The organism is Streptomyces sp. NBC_01525, from assembly GCF_045040405.1.
Taxonomy (GTDB): domain Bacteria; phylum Actinomycetota; class Actinomycetes; order Streptomycetales; family Streptomycetaceae; genus Streptomyces; species Streptomyces benahoarensis.
Genome location: NZ_CP109397.1, coordinates 3,888,076 through 3,906,075, shown reverse-complemented (window position 1 = coordinate 3,906,075; position 18,000 = coordinate 3,888,076). Strand labels below are relative to the sequence as shown.

17 protein-coding genes are annotated in these 18,000 nt (G+C 72.7%); 4 read left to right on the top strand and 13 right to left on the bottom strand.

All coding sequences use genetic code 11. The annotated features are described in order from the left end of the window. Positions 1-318 precede the first annotated feature (318 nt). Together OG422_RS17580 and OG422_RS17575 are read right to left on the bottom strand one after the other, a co-directional pair. The gene (locus OG422_RS17580) at positions 319-1,008 is read right to left on the bottom strand and encodes a response regulator transcription factor (RefSeq protein WP_143945294.1); all 690 of its coding nucleotides are present in this window, start codon (positions 1,006-1,008) and stop codon (positions 319-321) included. Between the two features lie 330 nt (positions 1,009-1,338). After that, a complete protein-coding gene (locus OG422_RS17575) occupies positions 1,339-2,538 on the bottom strand; it encodes a sensor histidine kinase (protein WP_405743646.1) in 1,200 nt (399 codons plus the stop codon). 263 nt (positions 2,539-2,801) lie between these two features. On the opposite strand from OG422_RS17575, the gene OG422_RS17570 reads away from it, so the two are divergent. Together OG422_RS17570 and OG422_RS17565 are read left to right on the top strand one after the other, a co-directional pair. After that, positions 2,802-3,848, top strand: coding sequence for an SAM-dependent methyltransferase (locus tag OG422_RS17570; protein ID WP_405743645.1), 1,047 nt, complete (start codon positions 2,802-2,804; stop codon positions 3,846-3,848). A gap of 85 nt (positions 3,849-3,933) precedes the next feature. Beyond that, on the top strand, positions 3,934-5,076 hold the full coding sequence (locus OG422_RS17565; RefSeq protein ID WP_143941035.1) for an NADH-quinone oxidoreductase subunit D: 1,143 nt from the start codon (positions 3,934-3,936) through the stop codon (positions 5,074-5,076). A gap of 90 nt (positions 5,077-5,166) precedes the next feature. On the opposite strand, the gene OG422_RS17560 is transcribed toward OG422_RS17565, so the two are convergent. From OG422_RS17560 to OG422_RS17545, 4 genes are all read right to left on the bottom strand, one after another. Next, entirely contained in the window at positions 5,167-6,567 is a 1,401-nt protein-coding gene (locus tag OG422_RS17560; RefSeq protein ID WP_405743644.1) for a hypothetical protein, read from the bottom strand. 64 nt (positions 6,568-6,631) lie between these two features. Beyond that, on the bottom strand, positions 6,632-7,600 hold the full coding sequence (locus OG422_RS17555) for an ABC transporter substrate-binding protein (protein ID WP_405743643.1): 969 nt from the start codon (positions 7,598-7,600) through the stop codon (positions 6,632-6,634). A 93-nt stretch (positions 7,601-7,693) separates the two neighbouring features. Beyond that, the gene (locus OG422_RS17550; protein WP_405743642.1) at positions 7,694-8,443 is read right to left on the bottom strand and encodes an ABC transporter permease; all 750 of its coding nucleotides are present in this window, start codon (positions 8,441-8,443) and stop codon (positions 7,694-7,696) included. A 2-nt stretch (positions 8,444-8,445) separates the two neighbouring features. Then, a complete protein-coding gene (locus tag OG422_RS17545; RefSeq protein WP_405743641.1) occupies positions 8,446-9,258 on the bottom strand; it encodes an ABC transporter permease in 813 nt (270 codons plus the stop codon). 155 nt (positions 9,259-9,413) lie between these two features. On the opposite strand from OG422_RS17545, the gene OG422_RS17540 reads away from it, so the two are divergent. Further along, on the top strand, positions 9,414-10,577 hold the full coding sequence (locus tag OG422_RS17540; protein ID WP_143941030.1) for an ABC transporter ATP-binding protein: 1,164 nt from the start codon (positions 9,414-9,416) through the stop codon (positions 10,575-10,577). A gap of 103 nt (positions 10,578-10,680) precedes the next feature. On the opposite strand, the gene OG422_RS17535 is transcribed toward OG422_RS17540, so the two are convergent. From OG422_RS17535 to OG422_RS17510, 6 genes are all read right to left on the bottom strand, one after another. Further along, on the bottom strand, positions 10,681-11,169 hold the full coding sequence (locus tag OG422_RS17535; protein ID WP_143941029.1) for a DUF3180 domain-containing protein: 489 nt from the start codon (positions 11,167-11,169) through the stop codon (positions 10,681-10,683). 186 nt (positions 11,170-11,355) lie between these two features. Beyond that, a complete protein-coding gene (gene folK, locus OG422_RS17530; protein WP_143941028.1) occupies positions 11,356-11,952 on the bottom strand; it encodes a 2-amino-4-hydroxy-6-hydroxymethyldihydropteridine diphosphokinase in 597 nt (198 codons plus the stop codon). Further along, positions 11,949-12,308, bottom strand: a complete 360-nt coding sequence (folB, locus tag OG422_RS17525) for a dihydroneopterin aldolase (protein ID WP_143941027.1) — start codon at positions 12,306-12,308, stop codon at positions 11,949-11,951. Before folB ends, folK begins: the two co-directional genes overlap by 4 nt. 375 nt (positions 12,309-12,683) lie before the next feature. Continuing rightward, a complete protein-coding gene (locus tag OG422_RS17520; RefSeq protein WP_143941040.1) occupies positions 12,684-13,160 on the bottom strand; it encodes a nuclear transport factor 2 family protein in 477 nt (158 codons plus the stop codon). A gap of 5 nt (positions 13,161-13,165) precedes the next feature. After that, the gene (gene folP, locus OG422_RS17515) at positions 13,166-14,056 is read right to left on the bottom strand and encodes a dihydropteroate synthase (RefSeq protein WP_143941026.1); all 891 of its coding nucleotides are present in this window, start codon (positions 14,054-14,056) and stop codon (positions 13,166-13,168) included. Positions 14,057-14,154: 98 nt separating this feature from the next. Continuing rightward, positions 14,155-16,002 carry a phosphatidylglycerol lysyltransferase domain-containing protein gene (locus OG422_RS17510; RefSeq protein ID WP_405743640.1) on the bottom strand — a complete coding sequence of 616 codons (1,848 nt, stop codon included), beginning with the start codon at positions 16,000-16,002 and terminating at the stop codon, positions 14,155-14,157. Positions 16,003-16,141: 139 nt separating this feature from the next. Here OG422_RS17510 and OG422_RS17505 point away from each other — a divergent pair, with 139 nt between their 5' ends. Then, on the top strand, positions 16,142-17,257 hold the full coding sequence (locus tag OG422_RS17505) for an alpha/beta hydrolase (RefSeq protein ID WP_405743639.1): 1,116 nt from the start codon (positions 16,142-16,144) through the stop codon (positions 17,255-17,257). 78 nt (positions 17,258-17,335) lie between these two features. Here the strand turns inward: OG422_RS17505 and folE are convergent, their stop codons facing one another. Then, on the bottom strand, positions 17,336-17,941 hold the full coding sequence (gene folE, locus OG422_RS17500; protein WP_143941023.1) for a GTP cyclohydrolase I FolE: 606 nt from the start codon (positions 17,939-17,941) through the stop codon (positions 17,336-17,338). Between the last annotated feature and the right edge of the window lie 59 nt (positions 17,942-18,000).

Here is an 18,000-nt window from a genome sequence, read left to right as displayed (position 1 = left end):
CTTCGATGAGGAAAGTTTCCTTATCGAGCGGGCCCAATCTGCTCTCGTTTACGTGTCCCCGTCAAGGCATCGCGCGGGGCGCCGTCGCCCGGGCCGCCAAGATCACCCGCCCGGAGCACGACCGGAAACCCGCCCGGCGCACGGGCCGAAATCCGCCCGGAACAGGCCATCCGGCACGCCGCCCGGAAGCGAGGGCCCCACCACGGCCCGAAGACAAGAGCAACGGTCCGCACCACCACGGCCCGAGGGCGAGGGCAACGGCCCACCCCGCCACGGCCCGAGGACAACGGCGACGGCCCGCCCCGCCCGGCGGACAACTCACCCCACCGGCCCCCCGCCCCCCGCCCGCACCAGCCCCGACTCGTACGCGAGGACCACCGCCTGGACGCGGTCGCGGAGGCTCAGCTTGGTGAGGATGCGGCCGACATGGGTCTTGACGGTGGCCTCGGAGAGCACCAGCCGCGCCGCGATCTCACCGTTCGACAGGCCCTGGGCGACCAACAGCAGGACCTCCCGCTCGCGCTCCGTCAGACGGCCCAGTTCGGGGCGGGTCGGCTCGGCGTTGGTGGCGGGCAGCATCGGCGTGAACCGGTCCAGCAGCCGACGGGTGGTCGAGGGCGCGACGACCGCGTCGCCGCTGTGCACGGCGCGGATCGCGGTGAGCAGTTCGCCCGGCGGCACGTCCTTGAGCATGAAGCCGCTGGCCCCGGCCTTGAGCGCGGAGAACGCGTACTCGTCGAGGTCGAAGGTGGTCAGGATCAGCACCTTCGGCGCGTTCTCGGCGCGGCCGTCACCGCAGATCCGCCGCGTCGCCTCGACGCCGTCCAGATGCGGCATCCGGACGTCCATGAGGATCACGTCGACCTTCGTGGCGCGCAGCACCTCCAGCGCCTCCACACCGTTCCCCGCCTCGGCGACGACCTCCATATCGGGCTGCGCCGCCAGCACCATCCGGAATCCGGTGCGCAGCAGCGCCTGATCGTCGACGAGCATCACGCGGATGGTCATGGCAGGGGGTTCCCTTCGGATGCGGAACGGCAGCCCCCGGGGCGCGGGAGACAGTCGGGACGGACGAGACGAATGGAACCACGCCGCGGGCGGAGACGGGCCCGACGGACCCCACTCGCGGAACGCACGAAACCCACGGAACCCACGGAACGCAGGGAACGCAGGGAACACGAGGAACACGAGGAACACGGGGGACACGGGGGACACGGGGGACACGCAAGGAGAACCACCGACGGACCCCACCCACAGAACGCACTGGGAGAACCCACCGAAGGACCCCACCGACGGACCTCACCGCCGGACCTCACCGCCGGAATCCGCCCACGGCCCTCACCGTTCGGGCCGCAGCGGCAGCACCGCGTCGATGCGGAACCCGCCGCCGTCGCGCGGGCCCGCCTCCAGGCTGCCGCCGACCATGCCGACCCGTTCGCGCATGCCGATGAGGCCGTGGCCGAGGCCGTCGGCGCCGCCCTCCTCGTACAGTTCGCGCTGCGCGCCGCGGCCGTCGTCCTCGATGAGGAGTTCCAGTTCGGCGTCCCCGTAGGTGAGGCGGACCGTGGCGCCCACGTCCGGGCCGCCGTGCTTGCGGGTGTTGGTGAGGGCTTCCTGCACGATGCGGTACGCGGTGAGTGCGACGCCGCTGGGCAGCGTCCGCGGCGTGCCGTCGACCCGGAAGTCGACCGGCAGTCCCGCGCCGCGCACCTGGTCGATGAGGTCGGTGAGCTGCTCCACACCGGGCTGCGGGACGTACTCGCCGCCCTCGGGCTGTTCGCCGGTGCGCAGCACGCCGAGCAGCCGCCGCATCTCGGCCAGGGCCTGCCGTCCGGTGCCGGAGATGGTCTCCAGCGCCTGCCGGGTCTGGTCGGGCGCGCTGTCGAGGACATAGGCGGCGCCGTCGGCCTGGACGACCATGACGGAGACGTTGTGGGCGACGACGTCGTGGAGTTCGCGGGCGATGCGGGCGCGTTCGGCGGCGACGGCGATCCGGGCCTGCGCCTCGCGTTCCTTCTCCAGCCGGTCCGCCTTCTCCTGGAGCTGCGCCCAGTAGGCGCGCCGGGTGCGGACGGAGTCGCCGAGCACCCAGGCCAGGACGAAGGGGACGGTGAGCAGCACGGTGACGAACGCCGTCGCCCAGAGGGACCGCTGGGGAGTGGGTTCGCCGAAGCGCATCAGGAAGAGGCTGGGTGCGAGGCAGGCGCCGGTCAGCGCGAGCCGGGACGCCCAGCGGGTGGTGCCGGAGGCGACGGTGTAGACGATCACGAGCATCGCGAAATCGCCCGGGTTGAAACCCACGTGGAAGATCAGCTGGAAGAGACCGATGAGGACGGTCAGCAGCAGCATCCGCTCGGGCCATTTGCGGCGCAGCGCGATGACGGCGCAGAAGCCGAAGGTGACGAGGGCGGCGGTGAGGTCCGACGTGCCCTCGTGCGGCGACACGACCCACAGACCGTTGAACGCCAGGAGGAGGACCGCCCAGAAGGTGTCCACCCCCGTGGGGTGTCGGCGGAAGAAGTCGTAGAGACGCTGCACGTCACCCAGCGTAGGCAGGGCGTGCGGGCGGAGGGGTCAACCGGAGGAGCGATCCTGCCGGACGGCCCTACTCCGGAAGGTGGAGACGGCGCGTGGACGGGGAGGAGGGCGAACCGGCCCCGGGTCGCGCGGCCCCCGGCGCACGCGCCGCCCCGACGCCGCTTCCCCTCGGCCTCACGCCCGGCCCCCGGCCCCGTCCGCACCGTGCCCCGTGCCGCCCCGGCCCCGTCCGCGCACCGTGCGGCGCCCCGTACCGTGGCCCCGTGACGAGCGAGTGGTGTGGCTGGCGGGACGCGGCGGAGGCGGCCCTGTACGGGCCCGACGGTTTCTACACCCGGCCCGGCGGCCCCGGCCCCGCGGGTCATTTCCGTACATCGGTGCATGCCTCGCCGCTGTTCGCCGGGGCGGTCGCGCGGCTGCTGCGGGACGTGGACGCCGCGCTCGGGCACCCGGACGAGCTGGCGCTCATCGATGTGGGCGCCGGGCGCGGCGAGCTGCTGACCGGGGTGCTCGCCGCATCGGACGCGGACCCCGATCTGCTGGCGCGGCTCCGCCCGTACGCCGTGGAGCGGGCCGCCCGCCCGGCCGGTCTCGACGCGCGGATCCGCTGGTCGGCGCGGTTGCCGGAGCCGGGCTCGGCCGTCGGGCTGCTCTTCGCGAACGAGTGGCTGGACAACATCCCCGTCGATGTCGTGGCGGCGGACGGGGACGGTGTGGTGCGCCGGGTGCTGGTCCGGGCGGACGGTACGGAGCGGCCGGGTGAGCCGGTCGACGGGCCGGACGCCGACTGGCTCGCCCGGTGGTGGCCGACGCTCGCCCCGGAGACGCGGCGTCCGCCGGAGGTGCCGCCGCCCGCCCCCGGGACGCGCGGCGAGATCGGGCGGCCCCGGGACGCGGCGTGGACGCGGGCGGTCCGTTCGCTGCGCGCCGGGCTGGCGGTCGCCGCCGACTACGCGCACACGCGGGCGGACCGCCCGCCGTTCGGCACGCTCACCGGTTTCCGGGCGGGCCGCGAGGTCCCGCCGGTCGCGGACGGCACGGCCGATGTGACCGCCCATGTGGCGCTCGACGCGTGCGCCGGGCCGACGGGCCGCCTGCTGTCCCAGCGGGCCGCCCTGCGCTCCCTGGGCGTGACGGGCCGCCGCCCGCCGCTCGCGCTCGCGTCCACCGATCCCGCCGGGTACGTACGGGCCCTGTCGGCCGCGGGTGCCGCCGCGGAGCTGACCGACCCGGCGGGTCTCGGCGGCTTCGGCTGGCTGGTCGAGCCGGTCGGCCCGGACTGCGCGGAACTGCTGCGTCCGGGGGCGTGAGCGGTACGGGAAGGGGGCGCCCCGGGGGCCCGGCCCGCGCGGAGGGGGTTTCCGGCCGCCCCGTGGCGTGCGCGAGACTGTTCCCATGACGGAGACGACGGTCGGCATCGGCGGCGCGGCGGAGAGCACCGACATGGTGCTGAACATCGGCCCGCAACACCCCTCCACGCACGGCGTGCTGCGGTTGCGTCTGGTGCTGGACGGCGAGCGGATCCGGCACGCGGAGCCGGTGATCGGCTATATGCACCGGGGCGCGGAGAAGCTGTTCGAGGCGCGCGACTACCGCCAGATCATCATGCTCGCCAACCGCCACGACTGGCTGTCCGCGTTCTCCAACGAGCTGGGCGTCGTCCTCGGTGTCGAGCGGATGCTCGGCATGGAGGTCCCCGAGCGGGCCGTGTGGACGCGGACGCTGCTGGCGGAGCTGAACCGCGTCCTCAACCACCTGATGTTCCTCGGCTCGTACCCGCTGGAGCTCGGCGGCATCACGCCGGTCTTCTACGCCTTCCGGGAGCGGGAAGAATTGCAGACGGTCATGGAGGAGGTCTCCGGCGGCCGGATGCACTACATGTTCAACCGCGTCGGCGGCCTGAAGGAGGACCTGCCCGCGGGCTGGCTGGGCCGCGCCCGGCACACCGTCGCACAGGTCCGTTCGCGGATGGGCGTCTTCGACGATCTGGTGCTGGGCAACGAGATCTTCCGCGGCCGCACCCGCGGCATCGGTGTCCTGTCGCAGGAGGCGGTGCACGCGTACGGGGTGTCCGGGCCGATCGCGCGGGCGTCCGGCGTCGACTTCGACCTGCGGCGCGACGAGCCGTACCTCGCCTACGGGGAGCTGCGGGACACGCTGCGGGTCGTCACGCGGGAGGAGGGCGACTGCCTGGCCCGCTTCGAATGCCTGCTGGACCAGAGCCACAACTCCCTCGACCTCGCCGACGCCTGCCTGGACCGCCTCGCGGAGCTGCCGCCCGGCCCGATCAACCAGCGGCTGCCGAAGGTGCTGAAGGCCCCCGAGGGCGCGACGTACGCGTGGACGGAGAACCCGCTCGGCATCAACGGTTACTACCTCGTCTCCAAGGGCGAGAAGACCCCGTACCGCCTGAAGCTGCGCTCCGCGTCGTACAACAACATCCAGGCCCTGACGGAACTCCTCCCGGGCACGCTGGTCGCGGACATGGTGGCGATCCTGGGCTCGCTGTTCTTCGTGGTCGGGGACATCGACAAGTAGGCCGGCGAGCGGATCGGCGCGTACGGCATCGGCCCCTCCCCGGGGATTCGGGGAGGGGCCGATGCGGTGGTTTACGGGCTCGGGCTCGGGCTACGAGATGACGGTGCGGAGACCGGCCAGGTCGAGCTGTTCCGTGTCGTCGTGGGCGGTGAGGTCGATGACCTCGCCTACGCCGTCCTTCTCGGGACCGTCCTGACCTGCGGCGCCCGTCTCGGCTGCGCCTTCGGGAGCCGTGCCGTCGGGGGCCGTGCCTTCCGGGGCAGTGGCTTCCGACGCCGTGGCTTCCGGGGCCGCGCCGTCGGTGGCCGTGCCCTCGGGGTCCGCGCCCTGAGCGTCGTCGGGGGCGGAGGCCGGAGCCGGGACCTCGGCCTCGGCCTCGGAAGCGGCGGCTCCCGCGTCGGCCTCGGCCTCAGCGGCGGCAGCCTGCGGAGCGGCCTCGGCCGCCCCTGCCTGTGCCCCGTTCTCCGGCTCCGCCGGCCGCAGCCGGGCGGTGGCGCGGACGGTCTGCTCGGCTATGGCCTCGTCGCCGACGACGTCGGCCAGGTCCTCCTCCATGGGCGCGGGCAGCGCCGGAGGCGCCGCGTTGCCGAAGAAGTCGAAGCCGCCGATCTCGCGGGAGGCCGTGGGGCGGGGCGCGGCGGGCGGGGCGACGGCCGCTGCGGCCGCCGGGACGGGCCGCAGCGGCGGCCCGGCGGGCGGAGTTGCCTCGGGTCCGGCGGCGGGGGCCGCGTGCCTGCCGCGCGGGCGGTCGCCACCTGGGTTCTCCGGACGGGCACCACGCGGGCGGTCACCGCCGGCGTTCTCCGGACGGGCACCACGCTGCCGGGCGGCGTTCCGGGCCAGCTGCCGGAGCGCCTCGTCGGCCTGCGCGAACGTGGCCGGGGCGGGGCGCTGCTGCGCGGCCGGGCCACCGGATCCGGGGCGCGCCGCCGCGTCCTGACGGGGCACCCCGCCCGGGGCTGCCGGGGCGGCGTCCGCCTCGGTGCGCTCCGGTGCCGGGGCTCCGGCGGGCGCGGGCAGCGCCGCGGCGGGTGCCGTCGCCTCTATGGCGAGCTGCCGGCGGTGCTCCAGGGCACCGGCCCGCTCGGTCTCGGAGGTGGCGTAGCGGCGCAGCAGATCCGCGTGTTCGGTGCGCAGTCGGGCCAGCTCGGCGCGCTTGGCGCGGAGCTTGGTGTCCAGGGCGGCGCGGATCTCGCGGGACTCCTCGGCGTCCGACTCGAGTTCGGCGATCCGCTCCTCGGTGCGCCACTCATCGCGGACGCGGGCGCGGCCCAGCTCGGCGACGCGCTTGCCGGCCTTGCGGTCCCAGGCGCGCAGCAGCACCGCGCCGGTGACCGCGGCACCCGCGGCCCCGGCGGCGAGCACCCGCTGCACCAGGTCGTCGCCGACGAACCATGTTCCGGCGGCGCAGACGATCGACGCTCCGGCGACCGAGGAGGGAGGAAGCAGCCGGTGGAGGGGTGGTGAATGGCGGTGGCGTCCTCGTGGCATGGCCAGAAACTTACCGTGCGCCCGGGGCCGATGGGGCCCCGCCCACCAATCCGTTTCCCGGTGGTTACTTCTTCAGCAGACCCTTGGCCTCCAGGTAAGTCTGCGCGACCTCCTCGGGCTTGAGCCGCTCGGCGTCGACCTTACGGTTCAAGTTGATCAGATCTTTGGTGGTGAGGACCTGTGTGAGCTTGTCGAGCGCCGCCTCGATTCCCTTGTCACCTGCGCTTTTGGCATTCACGACGGGCAGCACATTGTCGGCGTTCTGCAGCTTCTTGTCGTCGGTGAGGAGGACCAGCCCGAAGTTGTCGAGGGTGGCGTCCGTCGTCGTGGTCAGAACCACCTGATCGGTACCTTCCTTGACGGCCTGTTTGGACGACGGGGAGCCCACGCCCTTCGGATCGATACCGGCGACGGATATGTCGTACGTCTTCTCCAGCCCCGGCTTGCAGAACGGCCTGGTCTCGCACTCCTCACCGGCGGCGAGCGTGACCTTCTGCCCGGACGCGCCGAGGTCGGAGAGGGTCTTCAGCTTGTGCTTCGCGGCAAATTCGGCGGTGACCGCGAAACCGTTCTGATCTGCGGCGGCGCCCGCCGGGAGCACCTTGAGCCCGCGCGGGGCGGCGAGCTTCTTCAGCGCCGTGACGGTCGTGCCGATGTCACCGGAGGCGACGGGCTTCGCCTTAGCGCCGTTCGTCTTCGCGTTGAGGAATTCGGCGAGCGTGGAGGCATATTCGGGGACGACGTCGATCTGGCCCTTCTCCAGGGCCGGTTCATACAGTTCGCGATTGTCGAGCGTCTGGATGCGGGCGTCGTATCCGGCGGCTCCCAGGAGCTTGGAATACATCTGCGCGAGCACCTTCGACTCGGTGAAAGCGGCCGAGCCGACGACGATTTCGCCCTTGCCGCCGCCCTTTCCGTGCGCCGCTCCCTTGTCCTCCAGGCTCTGGCCACCGCAGGCGGCCAGAGCCGCCGCCAGCGCTACCACCGTGCCCGCGGCGAGCGCGGTCCGCGCCCCACGCGATGTGCTGCTCATGGACCCATCCTTCACTTCGTCTGGTTCGGATCTGCCGGTTCGGATCTGCCGGTTCGGATCTGCCGGTTCGGATCTGCCCTGCGGGTGGGCGCGTCAGGCCGCGCCGCCGACCGCCATCGCGTGGTCATCCCGCTCGCCGCGCCGGGCTCGTGACCCGCGGCCGGACCGGGCGGCCCGGCGGCGTCCGCGCATCGGGTCGCAGAGCCGGTCGACGGCGACCATGACGCCCTCGACAGCCAGCGCCAGCGCGGCCACCAGGACGGCCCCGGCGACGACCTGCGCGGTGTCGTAGTTGCCGAAGCCCGCGGTGATGATGCGGCCGAGCCCGCCACCGCCTGCCATCGCGGCCAGCGTGGCCGTCGCGACGATCTGGACGGCCGCGGACCGCAGCCCGGTCATCAGCAGCGGGTAGGCGAGGGGGAGTTCGACGTGCAGCAGGAGTTGCGGGCCGGACATGCCCATGCCGCGGGCCGCCTCGACGGCGTCCCGGTCGGCCTCGCGTATCCCGAGGTAGGCGTTGGTCAGCAGCGGCGGTATCGCGAACAGCACCAGCGCGAGGACCGTGGGCCACTCCCCCTGACTGCCGAGCGGACCGAGCGTCAGCAGCACCAGCACCGCGAACGTCGGCACCGCCCGCCCGACGTTGGAGAGGTTGACCGCCAGCGCCCCGCCCTTGCCGATATGGCCCAGCCAGAGCGCCACCGGCAGCGCCACCAGGCAGGAGAGCGCCAGGCACACCGCGCTGATCTGCACATGCTCGGCCAGCCGGTGCCAGACGCCCTTCCCGCCCGCCCAGTTGGCGGCCGTCGTCAGCCACTGCCAGGCACCCGTGAGCACGTCCATCGTCAGGCCACCGCCTTCGTCGCCGGGGCACGCCGACCGCCCGGCCGGGCCCCGGCCCGCGGCCGGGTCCACGGCGTCAGCAGCCGTTGCACCGTCATCAGCAGCAGGTCCGCCGCGACGGCCAGCAGGACGCAGAGCACCGAGGCGGTCAGCACCTCGGCCTTGAAGAAGCCCTCCAGACCGCTGGCGATGAGGTTCCCCAGGCCGCCGAAGCCGACGACGGAACCGATCGTCGTCATCGCGACCGTCGAGACCGTCGCGATCCGTATCCCGGCGACCAGTGCCGGGAGTGCCAGCGGGAGTTCCACTCCGAACAACATCCGGACCGGGCCGTATCCCATCCCGCGGGCCGCCTCGCGGACCTCGGCGGGCACCGCGTCGAGCCCGGTGAGGATGTTGCGGACCAGGATCGTCAGGGAGTACAGGACCAGGCCCGTGACGACGACCGCGACGGAGACCCCGAAGACCGGGGTCAGCAGCGCGAACATCGCCAGTGACGGGATGGTGTAGAGCACCGTCGTCAGCCCCAGCACCGCGCCCGCGACCGCGCGGCGCCGCCGGGCGAGCAGCGCCAGCGGAAAGGCGATCAGCAGCCCGAGGACCACGGAGGCCACCGTGATGCCGATGTGCTGCACGGTGGCGTCCAGCAACTCATGGCTGCGGGTGCGCAGATAGGCGCCGCAGATCCAGTCGTTGGCCACCAGGCAGTCGGAGCCGCCCGGCCCCGCGGCCTGCGGTACCCAGGAACCGCCCGGATCCGCCGGCACCTGCCCGGACGGCCAGGCGGCCGCCGTCACGCTCCACGGCACGCTCATCCGTCGCCACCTCCCCCGCCCTGTCGCTCACATTTTCGGTGACTGTCTGCGACCCTATCCCCCACCACTGACATCCGGCCCGGCCCGCCATGCGTCCGCCACACGGCGTTCACGCGCTTCTGCCCACAATGGGACCGTCCACAACGAGGGAAAGCATGATCCGCTTCGAGCACGTCACCAAGCGCTACCCGGACGGGACGACCGCCGTCGACGACCTCTCCTTCGAGGTCGCGGAGGGCGAACTCGTCACCCTCGTCGGCCCGTCGGGCTGCGGCAAGACCACCACGATGAAGATGGTCAACCGGCTCATCGACCCGACCGCGGGGACCATCCGCGTCGACGGCGAGGACATCGCGGACACCGACCCCGTGGAGCTACGACGCCGCATCGGCTACGTCATCCAGCAGACCGGGCTCTTCCCGCACAAGACCGTCCTGGACAACACCGCGACCGTTCCCCACCTGTTGGGCACCCCGCGGAAGAAGGCCCGGGCGCGGGCGGCGGAACTCCTCGACCTCGTCGGCCTCGACCCCACCGTCTACGGACACCGCTACCCCGACCAGCTCTCCGGAGGCCAACGCCAACGCGTCGGCGTCGCCCGCGCCCTCGCCGCCGACCCACCCGTCCTCCTCATGGACGAACCCTTCGGCGCCGTCGACCCCGTCATCCGCGAACACCTCCAAACCGAATTCCGCCACCTCCAGCGCACCCTCCGCAAAACCGTCCTCTTCGTCACCCACGACATCGAGGAAGCGATCCGCCTCGGCGACCGCATCGCCGTCTACGGGCACGGCCGCATCGAGCAGTTCGACACCCCCGCGGCCGTCCTCGGCGCGCCCGCGACCCCGTACGTCGCCGAGTTCGTCGGCGCGGACCGCGGTATCAAGCGGCTCTCGGTCACGCCCGTCGAACCCGGTGATCTGGAGGAGCGGCCGGTCGTCCGTCTCGACGACCCGGCCGGCCGCGCCGCCGCCGCGCTGGCCGCCGACGGCGCCTCCTGGGCGGTCGTCCTGGACGGCGACGCGACACCGTACGGCTGGGTGCCCGCCGCCGCGCTCACCGACGGCGGCCCGGACGGCACCGTCGGCGACCACGCCCGCCCCATGGACGCCACGCTGCCGGTGGGCGCGCCGCTGCGGGAGGCGTTCGGGGCGCTGCTGGGCCACGACGCCGGGTGGATAGCCGTCCTCGACGAGGGGCGCTACGCGGGCGTCCTCACCCCCGGCGGGCTGCACGCCGCGCTGCGCCGCGCGACCACCGCCGACACGGTCCGGACCACCCGCGAGGCGGTCGTCCTGGACACCGTTCCGGGCGCCTGATCACCCGCACCCGGCCACGCGGAAGGCCCGCGCACCGGGTAGCGCGGGCCGGGGGGACGGGAGGGGGCGATACGGGACGCCGCGAGGCGACCGGCCCCGGCACTCACACCGACGTGGGCCCCGGCCCGTCCATGTCCTCGTCCTCCGGCAGCTTGCAGACGCGTTCCAGGAAGAGGGCCGCGGCGACCACGGCGGCGCCCGCCAGGACCGACAGTCCGGCGTAGATCGTCTGGTCGCGGCGGGGGCCGGAGTCGAGGCCGGCGGTCAGCAGGAAGACACCGACGCCGCCGTAGAGCCCGGCGACCAGCGCCGCGACGAGGGCGCTGGCCTGCCCGAAGATCAGTACGCGGGCGGCGAGCAACGGCTCCACGCCCTTGGCGCCGGGGCGCCGCTCACGCTGGGCGCGCAGCCGCGCGCGGAACGAGAAGGCGGCCGAGCCCAGCAGTGCGGCGATCAGCGCCAGCACGATCGGCGCGGCCACCGGGACACTCGGCAGGCTCCCGAGGCTGTCCCACAGCCGGGCACCGGCCCACGCCAGCACCCCGGCCACCACGAACAGCCCGACCAGCACCTTGATACGTAGCTGCTTCACCGGGCATTCGCTCCTCGCGCCGTCATGGCCGTCCCGTTCGATCCGTCCCGCCGCACCGCGACGCTCACGTCCTACGCAACCACGCCGACGGCGGACCCGCCGCACGGCCTCCCACCGCCCACCGGCGCGCAGGAAGGCCGGACCGTCACCGTCCGCGCGGTCCGCGCGGACCCGCAAGCCTATCGATTACTCGGGCAGCCGCAGTTCCAGGTCGGCGCGGAGCGCGACGCCCTCGCTGCCGACCCCGGCCAGCAGCTCGGCGACCGGACCGCGCCCGGGGACCTCCGCGGACGGGTCGACGTCGTGCCACGGCACCAGCACGAAGGCCCGCTCATGGGCGCGCGGATGCGGCAGCGTCAGCCGCGGGTCGTCGGAGACGACGTCCTGGTAGGCGAGGATGTCGACGTCGATGGTGCGCGGGCCCCACCGCTCGTCCCGCACCCGCTCGAAGGCTTCCTCGATGGCGTGGCCGCGCTCCAGCAGGGACGACGGGGGCAGCGTCGTCTTGATCAGCACGACGGCGTTGAAGTACGCGGGCTGCGAGTCCGGGTCGACGCCCCACGGCTCGGTCTCGTACACCGGCGAGACGGCCTTGACCCGCAGGCCGGGGGTGTCCTCCAGCGCGTCGATCGCGCCCTGGAGGGTCTCCAGGCGGTTGCCGAGATTGCTGCCGAGGGAGATGACGGCGCGTTTGGGGTTGGAGAGCGTCACATCGGCCGCGTCCACCTGCTCGACGACGGAGGCGGGCACCGGCTGGACGGTCGGGTCGCTGCTGGTCTTCATACTCGGCTCCGGGTGATGGTAATGGTCACGTCGTCGAAGGGGACGGTGATCGGGGCGTCCGGCTTGTGCACCACGACCTCCACCTCCTGCACCCCCTCGTGCTTCAGGCACTGGGTGGCGATCCGCTCCGCGAGGGTCTCGATGAGGTCGACCGGATCGCCCTCGACGATCGCCACCACCTCCTCGGCCACCACGCCGTAATGGACGGTCTTGGCGAGGTCGTCGGTCGCCGCCGCCGGGCGGGTGTCCAGGCCCATCACCAGGTCGACGAGGAAGGTCTGGCCCTCCTCGCGTTCGCGGGGGAACACCCCGTGGTGCCCACGGGCCTTCAGCCCACGCAGCGCGACACGATCCACGCGAATCACTCCCACCGGTCTGGCACCTGCGGCGCCCCTGCTCGTCGGATTCCGGACCCGCACCGAACGCCTCCGGCACATCGCCTGTTGTCGAATCTACCTGCGAGCACCGACAACGCTTGCCCATGGGGGCTATGGACAAGGCCCGTCGCTGCTGCTAGGAACCGGCCCTGCGAACCGGGCCCGGGACGGTTGTGCGACCGCCCGCGCGGCCTCTTACCCCTGACCGCACACCCCACCCCTACCCGCACCGCACTTGGCTCGAACGGGTGCCCGCCGTCTGCCCCGCTGACCCCGGCCGCTGACGCCGTCCCCCGAACGCCGTACGCCCCGGACCGCACCGGCCGCCGGGCGTGGCGACCGGAAAAGCGCACGTCAGACGCCGCCCGCGACCTCGCCGGGACCAGCCGGGCCGTCGTCGTCCCCGTCATCCTCGCCGTCCGTCAGCACCGGCGAACCGTGGTGCGACCACACCCGCCAGCCCTCCTCCGTACGCCGGAAAACATTGGTCGCCACGACCAGCTGGCCGATGAGCGGCCCCACCGAACCGTCGTCCTCGGCCGGACCGCCGCTGAGGATGTTCTCGGTGCAGGTGACCAGCGCGGTGTCTCCCATCACATCGATCTCGACGTCGGTGAGGAAGAACTGGATGTACTCGGTGTTCGCCATGATCAGCGCGTACGAACGGAGCACCTCGCCGCGGCCGCGCAGCACCGGCCACCCCGGGTGCACCACGCTGACCTGTCCGTCCAGCCAGAGCGCGGACAGCGCCTCGTGGTCACCGCGCTCCACGGCCTCGTACAGCTCCGTGTTCGCCTGCTCGACCAGCTCGATGTCGGTCCGTGGGCCCAACCCGCTCACGCCGCTCCCGTCGCGTCGTCCTGTGTGTCATCCGCCGCGGTCTCCAGCGCGCGGGCGACCCGTACCGCGTCCGCGCTCGCCCGTACCTCGTGCACCCGCACGGCCCAGGCGCCCTCCCGCGCCACCAGCGCCGATACCGCCGCCGTCGCCGCGTCCCGCTCCCGCGCGGGCGGCGGGGCCGCGCCCTCGCCGCCCGCCAGCACCCTGCCCAGGAACCGTTTCCGTGAAGCGGCCACCAGCAGCGGACGGCCCAGCGCCCGCAGCCGGGGCAGGTGCGCGACCAGCGCCAGGTCGTGCGCCGCCTCCTTGGCGAATCCCAGGCCCGGGTCGATGACGATGCGCTCCGGGGCGATGCCGCCGGCCACCGCCCGCTCCATGCCGCGGGCCAGCTCGTCGACGACCTCGCCGACGACGTCCGCGTAGACCGCGCGGTTGTTCATGTCGATGGACTGGCCACGCCAGTGCATCACCACGAACGGCGTCCCCGCCGCGGCCACCGCGGGGATCATCGCCGGGTCCGCGGCGCCCGCGCTGACGTCGTTGACCAGCCGCGCACCGGCCGCCACCGCCTGCTCCGCGACACTGGCGCGCATGGTGTCGACGGAGACCACCGCGCCCGCCGCGGCCAGCTCCCGGACGACGGGTATGACGCGGCGCAGCTCCTCGGCCTCGTCGACCCGCGCGGCACCCGGCCGGGTCGACTCGCCGCCGACGTCGATCAGGTCGGCCCCCTGCGCCACCAGGTCCAGGCCGTGTTTGACGGCCAGCTCGGGGTCGAACCACGCGCCGCCGTCGGAGAACGAATCGGGCGTGACGTTGACCACGCCCATCACCGCACAGCGATCCCACTCCGGCAGTCCGGCCACCCGGTCACGCAAGGTATTCATGCCCCCAGCGTAGGCGGTGTTCCGGCCACCCGAACGAGGGCCGCCGACGACCGGAACGGGGCTGTCCGGACCGCGCTCGGTCCCGGCCCGCGCCGTACTCAGGCGGCCCGCTCGACCGCACCCGGAACGGACCGCGGCGTCGGCACATGCGCGCAGGGCAGAGGCTCGGCGGGTGTCCGGCGGCGCAGCGCGCGCGGCAGCCGCAGCTCCAGGTAGCCCTCGGCCTGTAGCGCGGCCAGCCCGATGCGCGGGATGTCGCGGCTGTTGCGGAAGACCACGAAGCGAGGCTCCCAATGCGGCTGGAACTTGTCGTTGAACTTGTACAGCGACTCGATCTGGTACCACCGCGACAGGAAGATCAACATCCCGCGCCAGACCCGGATGACCGGCCCGGCGCCCAGCTTCTCGCCGCGCTCCAGGGACGAGCGGAAGACCGCGAAGTTCAGCGACACCCGCGCGATCTTCAGCTCCGGCGCGGCCTGGAGCGCGGCGACGATCAGCAGCTCGTTCATCCCCGGGTCGGCCGAGCGGTCGCGGCGCATCAGCTCCAGCGAGATGCCGTCCCGGCCCCACGGCACGTAGTGCTGCATCGCCTTGAGGTCGCCGAACGGGCCGGGCTCCGCGCCCTCCTCCGGTGCCTGGTGGGCGGTGGCGATGACCGCGTCGCCGTCGGCGTCCGCGTCGATCCGGCCCAGCGCCATGGAGAAGCCGCGCTCGGTGTCGGTGTCCCGCCAGGCGTCGGCCGCCCGCTGGATGCGCGCCAGCTCCTCCGGCTCCAGATCCCGCACCCGCCGCACCCGGGTCTCGTAGCCGTTGCGCTCGATGCGCTTGACCATCTGGCGGACGTTACGCATCGACCGGCCGCTGAGCGTGAAGCCGGCGACGTCGACGATCGCCTCGTCGCCCAGCTCCAGGGCGTCCATACCGGTCTCGCGGGTCCACACCTGGCCGCCGGTCTCGCTGCAGCCGGTCACCGCGGGCGTCCAGGAGTGCGCCCGCGCCACCTCCATGAACCGCTCGATGGCGCCGGGCCACGCCTCGACGTCACCGATCGGGTCGCCGCTGGCGAGCATCACCCCGGAGATCACCCGGTAGCAGACGGCCGCCTTGCCGGTCGGCGAGAAGACGGCGCCCTTGTCGCGGCGGAGCGCGAAGTAGCCGAGCGAGTCCCGGCCGCCGTGCCGCTCCAGCAACTCCCGCAGCCGCCGCTCGTCGTCCTCGGTGAGCCGCGCCGCCGGATGCTCGGGCCGGAACGCCAGGTAGGCGGTGGTGGCGGCGGTCAGCAGGCCGAGCGCGCCGAGCGAGTAGCCGACGGTGTAGTCGACGCCGTGGGTGTACGCGATGGGGCCCTCGAAGCCGCACAGCCCCCACAGGACGTGCTGGACGCGCTCCCACAGGGTCGGCGAGCCGACGATGCGGTCCGGGTGCGAGCTGACGATCACCAGGCCGATGCCGAAGCTCGCGCCGCCCAGCACCACCGCGTTGGCCAGCGCCTTCCAGCGGCTGCGTGGATCGGGCAGCGCCGCGAACTCCTTGCGGTGCGACACCAGGAAGCCCAGCAGGAGCAGCGAGAGCACGGCGCCGAACGCCGAGTGGCGGTACACCAGCTGGGCGACGGCGCCGACCGGCAGCAGCGCCACCGCCGCTGTCCACGCCCGGCGCTTGCGCCGTTTGAGGCCGTGCGCCAGGAGGAGCAGCAGGATGCCGACGACGAGGGAGGCGGCGGCCGCGAGCGGGCTGACCGCGCCCGGCAGCACCTCGGCCAGGGCGTGCATCCGGCTGTGGCGGAAACGCGGGAAGACGCCGGAGACGATGTCGAGCAGACCGACCAGGACACCGGCGCTGCCGATGAGCGGCGGTACCGATGCGGGCCGAGGCCCTCGGAGCCAGCGTGGCCCACGCCACGCAACCGTCTCCGACTTTTCGCCATCTAGCCTGTCAGACATCACTTTCCCGTCGCCCCGGTCGAGAGAACGTGCGAACCTGGTCGCAGCTTCCGGACTTTTGCGCCCTGTATGACGGCGTTTCAGGGCTCGGGGTTCCATCAGCGGACGGGTGGACCGGCCGCCCGGGAGAAAGCACCACATGGGTCTCACCAGCAAAAAGCTGCTGATACTGGCCGTCGTCCTCGCCGTGGCATTCTTCGTGCTCACGGTCTGGCTCTGGCCGCGACTGTCGGGACGCAGCTGGCGCCCGGTCCTCGGCCGGGTCGGCGTCCTGCTCCTCACGCAGATATCGCTGTTCGCGGCCGTCGGGCTCGCCGCCAACAACTCGTTCGGCTTCTACGCTTCCTGGGCCGACCTCCTCGGTCAGGAGCAGGAGCCCGGCGTCGTGACGAACTACACATCCGGCCCGGACGGCACCCGGCTGCAGAGGCTCGGCGCCGAGCGGTTCAACGTCGACGGCAGCTCCCGGCCACAGGTCGCCGGGCGGATCGAGAAGGTGCTGCTCCACGGCGAGAAGTCCGGCATCAGCAGCCCCGCCTTCGTCTATCTGCCGCCCCAGTACTTCCAGCGCGCCCACGCCCACAAGAACTTCCCGGCCGCGCTGGTCCTCACCGGCTACCCCGGCACCGCCGAGGCGCTCTACAAGAAGCTGCACTTCCCGCAGACCCAGCACGCGCTGCACGGCAAGGGCAAGATGCAGCCGATGGTCCTGGTGATGATGCGGCCGACCGTCGCGCCGCCCCGCGACACCGAGTGCGTGGACGTGCCCGGGGGCCCGCAGACCGAGACGTTCTTCACCCAGGACCTGCGCCACGACATCGCCGGCCACTTCCGCGTCGGCAAGGACGCGAAGAGCTGGGGCGTCATCGGCGACTCCACCGGCGGCTACTGCGCGCTGAAGATGACGATGCGCCACCCCGAGTCGTACTCCACCGCCGTCGCCCTCTCCGGCAGCTACAAGGCGCCGCTGGACGCCACCACCGGCGACCTCTTCGGGGGCGACCCGCAGCTGGAGCGGGAGAACAACCTGCTCTGGCGCCAGCGTCACCTCCCGGCGCCGCCGGTGAACCTGCTGGTCACCAGCAGCAAGCAGGGCGAGGGCAACTTCCACGAGACGCTGAAGTTCATCCAGCAGACGAAGTCGCCGTCCCGGGTCTCGTCGATCATCCTCGACAGCGGCGGCCACAACTTCAACACCTGGCGCCGCGAGATCCCCGCCGCCATGGAGTGGCTGGGCAGCCGCCTGAAGGTGTGACCCGGCGGAACACCGTACGGATACGGAGAAGGGGCGGGCGCCCGTGAGCGCCCGCCCCTTCTCCGTATCCGTACCGCCTTATCGGGCGAGTATCAGGCTCATCGCCTCGGCGCGGGTCGCCGGGTCGCGGAGCTGACCGCGGACCGCGGAGGTGGTGGTCTTCGCACCGGGCTTACGGACCCCGCGCATCGTCATGCACATGTGCTCGCACTCGATGACGACGATGACGCCGCGCGGCTCCAGGATCTCCATCAGCGAGTCGGCGATCTGCGTCGTCAGCCGCTCCTGGACCTGCGGACGGCGGGCGAAGACGTCCACCAGCCGGGCCAGCTTCGACAGCCCGGTGATCTTCCCGTCGGCGGACGGTATGTACCCGACGTGCGCCACCCCGACGAACGGCACCAGGTGGTGCTCGCAGTTCGAAGTCACCTCGATGTCCTTGACCAGCACCATCTCATCGTGGCCGAGGTCGAACGTCGTGGTCAGGACGTCCTCGGGCTTCTGCCGCAGCCCGGCGAAGATCTCCTTGTACGCCCGCGCCACCCGCGCCGGGGTCTCCAGCAGGCCCTCGCGGTCCGGGTCCTCACCGACCGCGATCAGCAGCTCCCGCACGGCGTTCTCGGCACGCTTCTCGTCGAAATCGCCGATCGTGGCGTCGCCGTCCAGCGTCACAGGGTCGGTCATGTGGTGCCTCGTTCCTTCTGCGCCCGCTCCGGATGCGGAAATGCCGCGCCTCCCAGGCT

Coding starts and splice junctions, on each gene's coding strand:
- OG422_RS17505 (WP_405743639.1), top strand. CDS start 16,142: ATGGGTCTCACCAGCAAAAAGCTGCTGATACTGGCCGTCGTCCTCGCC.
- OG422_RS17545 (WP_405743641.1), bottom strand. CDS start 9,258: ATGAGCGTGCCGTGGAGCGTGACGGCGGCCGCCTGGCCGTCCGGGCAG.
- OG422_RS17550 (WP_405743642.1), bottom strand. CDS start 8,443: ATGGACGTGCTCACGGGTGCCTGGCAGTGGCTGACGACGGCCGCCAAC.
- folE (WP_143941023.1), bottom strand. CDS start 17,941: ATGACCGACCCTGTGACGCTGGACGGCGACGCCACGATCGGCGATTTC.
- OG422_RS17565 (WP_143941035.1), top strand. CDS start 3,934: ATGACGGAGACGACGGTCGGCATCGGCGGCGCGGCGGAGAGCACCGAC.
- folP (WP_143941026.1), bottom strand. CDS start 14,056: ATGAATACCTTGCGTGACCGGGTGGCCGGACTGCCGGAGTGGGATCGC.
- OG422_RS17580 (WP_143945294.1), bottom strand. CDS start 1,008: ATGACCATCCGCGTGATGCTCGTCGACGATCAGGCGCTGCTGCGCACC.
- folK (WP_143941028.1), bottom strand. CDS start 11,952: ATGAAGACCAGCAGCGACCCGACCGTCCAGCCGGTGCCCGCCTCCGTC.
- OG422_RS17540 (WP_143941030.1), top strand. CDS start 9,414: ATGATCCGCTTCGAGCACGTCACCAAGCGCTACCCGGACGGGACGACC.
- OG422_RS17555 (WP_405743643.1), bottom strand. CDS start 7,600: ATGAGCAGCACATCGCGTGGGGCGCGGACCGCGCTCGCCGCGGGCACG.
- OG422_RS17510 (WP_405743640.1), bottom strand. CDS start 16,002: ATGTCTGACAGGCTAGATGGCGAAAAGTCGGAGACGGTTGCGTGGCGT.
- OG422_RS17560 (WP_405743644.1), bottom strand. CDS start 6,567: ATGCCACGAGGACGCCACCGCCATTCACCACCCCTCCACCGGCTGCTT.